3 protein-coding genes are annotated in these 4916 nt (G+C 59.6%); 2 read left to right on the top strand and 1 reads right to left on the bottom strand.

The annotated features are described in order from the left end of the window. A partial coding sequence (locus ACIOWA_RS27360; protein ID WP_401162866.1) for a ribonucleoside-diphosphate reductase subunit alpha occupies positions 1-1737 on the bottom strand: 1737 nt, incomplete at its 3' end. A 737-nt stretch (positions 1738-2474) separates the two neighbouring features. On the opposite strand from ACIOWA_RS27360, the gene ACIOWA_RS27355 reads away from it, so the two are divergent. Together ACIOWA_RS27355 and ACIOWA_RS27350 are read left to right on the top strand one after the other, a co-directional pair. Beyond that, positions 2475-3197, top strand: a complete 723-nt coding sequence (locus tag ACIOWA_RS27355; RefSeq protein ID WP_339430855.1) for a response regulator — start codon at positions 2475-2477, stop codon at positions 3195-3197. Then, the gene (locus ACIOWA_RS27350) at positions 3194-4804 is read left to right on the top strand and encodes an ATP-binding protein (protein ID WP_401162865.1); all 1611 of its coding nucleotides are present in this window, start codon (positions 3194-3196) and stop codon (positions 4802-4804) included. Before ACIOWA_RS27355 ends, ACIOWA_RS27350 begins: the two co-directional genes overlap by 4 nt. The last annotated feature ends 112 nt before the right edge of the window (positions 4805-4916 follow it).

Below are 4916 nucleotides of genomic sequence, written 5' to 3'. Positions count from 1 at the left end.
GACGTGCTGCTGCGGGCTGCGCAGGTTGCACGGGTCTTTGAAGGTCAGCCATGGGTGGCCGGTTTCAAACAGCATGGAGAGCATTTTGCGCCACAGGTCTTTGGCCTGGATGGTCTTGAACAGTTTGACCTTGCCTGGGTATTCGGTCAGCGCTTCGTAGTACTCGTAGCGCTCTTCGAAGGCTTTGCCGGTCAGGTCGTGCAGGTCCGGTACTTCGGATGGCGAGAACAGGGTCCACTTGCCGTCATCGAAGACACGCTTCATGAACAGGTCAGGAATCCAGTTGGCGGTGTTCATGACGAGGGTACGACGACGATCATCACCGGTGTTCTTGCGCAGTTCGATGAACTCTTCGATGTCCATGTGCCAGGTTTCCAGGTAGGCACAGACAGCGCCTTTGCGCTTGCCACCCTGGTTAACGGCGACGGCGGTGTCGTTCACGACTTTGAGGAACGGAACCACGCCTTGCGACTTGCCGTTGGTGCCTTTGATGTACGAACCCAGTGCACGGACAGGCGTCCAGTCGTTACCCAGGCCACCGGCGAATTTCGACAGCATGGCGTTGTCGTGGATCGCGTGGTAAATGCCCGACAGGTCATCCGGAACGGTGGTCAGGTAGCAGCTCGACAGCTGTGGACGCAGGGTGCCGGCGTTGAACAGTGTTGGAGTCGAAGCCATGTAGTCGAACGAGGACAGCAGGTTGTAGAACTCGATCGCACGGTCTTCTTTGTTCTTCTCTTCGATGGCCAGGCCCATGGCCACGCGCATGAAGAAGATCTGCGGCAGTTCGAAACGCACGCCATCCTTGTGGATGAAGTAACGGTCGTACAGGGTTTGCAGGCCCAGGTAGGTGAATTGCTGGTCGCGCTCGTGGTTGATCGCCTTGCCCAGTTTTTCCAGGTCGAAGGTGGCCAGCACAGGGTTCAGCAGTTCGAACTCGATACCTTTGGCGACATAAGCCGGCAGTGCCTTGGCGTACAGGTCGGCCATTTCGTGGTGAGTGGCGCTTTCAGCCACACCCAGGAAGCCCAGGCCTTCGGCACGCAGGGTGTCCATCAGCAGGCGGGCGGTGACGAACGAGTAGTTCGGCTCGCGCTCAACCAGCGTACGGGCGGTCATCACCAGGGCGGTGTTGACGTCGGTCAGGGCCACGCCGTCGTACAGGTTTTTCAGGGTTTCGCGCTGGATCAGGTCGCCGTCGACTTCAGCCAGGCCTTCGCAGGCTTCGGTCACGATGGTATTCAGACGGCCCATGTCCAGTGGCGCCAGGCTACCGTCGGTACGGGTGATGCGGATCGACGGATGAGCGTTGACTGCTTCTTCGGCCGGGGCGTGGGCAGCGCGTTCTTTCGAGCGACCGTCACGGTAGATCACGTAGTCGCGAGCCACTTTCTGCTCGCCGGCACGCATCAGGGCCAGTTCGACCTGGTCCTGGATTTCTTCGATGTGGATGGTGCCGCCCGAAGGCATGCGACGCTTGAAGGTCGCGGTGACTTGTTCGGTCAGACGGGCAACGGTGTCGTGGATTCGCGACGAAGCGGCAGCGGTGCCGCCCTCAACTGCGAGAAACGCTTTGGTGATAGCGACGGTGATCTTGTCATCGGTGTAAGGAACGACAGTGCCATTACGCTTGATCACGCGCAGCTGGCCAGGCGCGGTGGCTGCCAGATCCGAAGTCGAATCAGCGGCCTGCGGCAAGGTGCCCTGCGGGTTCTCGCGAGTTGTGTCGGTTTGCATGGGTGTCTCCACGTTCTCTATGTTTGTTTGGGCACCATCACGGTGCCCACCGTTCCGTCCTGAAGCACTACAACCGGCACGTGCCGGGTATAACGACTTCGGGACAGTTCAGGAAGAAGGCCTTGTGGGCGCCGCTTCCATGCCGAAGTCTTCGGCTCGCGCGATACGCGTGAGACCGCATTCCTTTCGGGGAGCAGTTTCGCCACTGCAACACCCGTACCGTTATCGTCGTGATCGACTGAAAAACGGTAGCCATCCGCAGGCGCGGTTTGGGCTTGTAAAAATACGTTTGGTTCAACCCGACAATGGCAATAAAAAGCCTTGAATTCACTGTCCGGTTTGTGTTTGGTTTTTTACGCAAAACCCTACATGTAGGGTTTTTTTGCGAACGGGCTACAAGATAATGCGTTTCAGGGGCGGATTGCAACGCACAGCTTGTGGATAACCCTGTGCGTAAATTGTGTGTGAAACAGGGAATTCCCGTGTAGGCCGCGAACCTGCTGAGCTAGACCGTTTGTCACTGTTTTTTCGCCTGGAAAAACGCTTCAGCGGATTTTTAAGGGCGCGAACCCTATCACAAAAAACGGCCTTGTCCGAACGCATTTACCGACTTGTGTTCTGGCTGGACGCCGTTTATACAATCGGCCCATGCGTACGCATTCTTATCCTCCGAAAAGATGACAAAAAGACCGGAGGATCCTTCCTTTATTCGTAATTCTGGCAAGCAGAGGTCACCGGTGGAGCAACAAGCCTTTCAGGTATTGATAGTCGAGGATGATCAGCGTCTGGCCGAACTCACTCGCGACTACCTGCAAGCCAATGGACTGCGCGTGGACATCGAAGGCAACGGTGCGCTGGCGGCGGCGCGGATCATCAAGGAGCAACCGGATCTGGTGATCCTCGACCTGATGCTCCCCGGTGAAGATGGCCTGAGCATCTGCCGCAAGGTGCGCGACCGTTATGACGGGCCGATTCTGATGCTTACGGCAAGAACCGACGACGCCGACCAGATCCACGGCCTCGACCTCGGCGCCGATGATTACGTGTGCAAGCCGGTACGCCCGCGACTGTTGCTGGCGCGGGTTCAGGCGTTGCTGCGACGCAGTGACACGCCCGAGCCGACCACGGAGAAATCCCGGCGCCTGCAATTCGGCCCGCTGGTGGTGGACAACGCCTTGCGCGAGGCCTGGCTGAGCGACAGCGGCATCGAGTTGACCAGCGCCGAGTTTGACCTGCTCTGGTTGTTGGTCTCCAACGCTGGGCGAATTTTGTCTCGGGAAGAGATTTTCACCGCGCTGCGCGGTATTGGCTACGACGGGCAGGACCGCTCGATCGATGTACGCATATCGCGCATCCGCCCCAAAATCGGCGACGACCCCGACCATCCGCGTCTGATCAAGACCATCCGCAGCAAAGGCTACCTGTTCGTCCCTGAGGCCTGCGCAGACCTGGCGCTGTGAACTCGATCTTCCTGCGTATCTATGGCGGCATGTGCGCAGCCTTGATTCTGGTGGCCGTGCTCGGTGTGCTCGCACTGAACCTGCTCAATCAGGTGCGCAGCGAGCAGTACCGCGAGCGCCTGGCCCACGGCACGTTCTCGCTGATGGCCGACAACCTGCAACCGATGAATGAAACCGAGCGTCATCGTGCGCTATTGGTTTGGGAGCGATTGCTCGGGATTCCGCTGGCGCTCAAGACCTTTGCCGAAACGGGCCTCGACCTCACCCAGCGCACCCGCGTTCTGCGCGGCCAAGCGCTGGTCGAGCAAACCGGGCCGCATGCGGCGAAGGTCTATCGGCTGGTCAGCGACAAAGAACAACTCGTACTCACCGGCGAGGTGCAACAAATCAGCGAACAACTGGCCCGGGCGACTATTTACCTGCTGGCCGATGAACTGGTGCGCGTACCGGTGGGCGAGCAGCCCAAACGGCTGGCGCAAATAAAGAAAGAGAAGGGCTTCGGTTTCGATCTGCGATTGGTCACAGTGAATGACGCCGACATGGACGAAGACCAGAGCCGACGGGTGTCCGAGGGCGATACGGTGATGGCGCTGGGCAAGGGCGGCGATTCGATCCGCGTGTTTGCCGGCATGGTTGGTACGCCCTGGGTGCTGGAAATCGGGCCGCTGTACCAGATGAATCCGTATCCACCGCAATGGCTGGTGTTGATCGCCGCGCTCGGGCTGACCTTGATCGGCCTTATCGTTTATCTGCTGGTGCGCCAGCTCGAGCGCCGTTTGCGAGGCCTTGAAGCAGCGGCTACGCGCATCGCCAAGGGCAGTCTGGAAACCCGCGTGCCGGCGCGCGGTGCTGACTCGGTCGGGCGACTGGCTTCGGCGTTCAATGGCATGGCCGAACACCTGCAACAGTTATTGGCGATCCAGCGTGAACTGGTGCGTGCGGTGTCCCATGAACTGCGCACGCCGGTGGCGCGGTTGCGGTTTGGCCTGGAAATGATCGGCTCGGCAACCACGCCGCAAGCCCTGGAAAAGTACCGTGAGGGCATGGATCACGACATTGAGGACCTCGATAAGCTGGTCGATGAAATGCTCACGTATGCGCGTCTGGAGCAGGGGGCACCGGCGCTGACGTTTCAACGCATCGACCTCGACGCGTTGGTCAATCAGGTGATCGAGGAGTTGGCGCCGTTGCGCGCCGAGGTCACGGTGCAGCGTGGCTTGTGTCTGGCCGCCGCCGATAACGACGATGCCTGGGTCGAGGCTGAGCCGCGTTATCTGCATCGGGCCTTGCAGAATCTGGTGAGCAACGCCATGCGCCATGCACGCTCGAAGGTCACGGTGAGTTATCAGGTCGGGCAACTGCGCTGTCGGGTGGATGTCGAGGATGACGGGCCGGGAGTGCCGGAAGTGGCGTGGGAGCGGATCTTCACGCCGTTTTTACGCCTGGACGACAGCCGCACCCGGGCATCGGGTGGGCATGGGTTGGGCTTGTCGATTGTGCGACGGATCATCCATTGGCATGACGGGCGGGCCATCATTGGCCGGAGCAAGAGTCTGGGAGGGGCCTGCTTTAGCTTGAGCTGGCCGAGGAATCAGGAGCGGCGCTGAATGTTGTGTCGTCTTTGCCGGGAGTGTCAGATTTTTTGTGTGCGGGCCGGTAACGGCCTGCCGTAAGGCAAGCCCTTCTTTCACCAGTTCAACCTGGTAAATCGATCTCCAT

Source organism: Pseudomonas sp. NPDC087614, from assembly GCF_044743485.1.
GTDB classification, from domain to species: domain Bacteria; phylum Pseudomonadota; class Gammaproteobacteria; order Pseudomonadales; family Pseudomonadaceae; genus Aquipseudomonas; species Aquipseudomonas baetica_A.
This window is presented reverse-complemented; position numbering and strand designations above follow the sequence as displayed.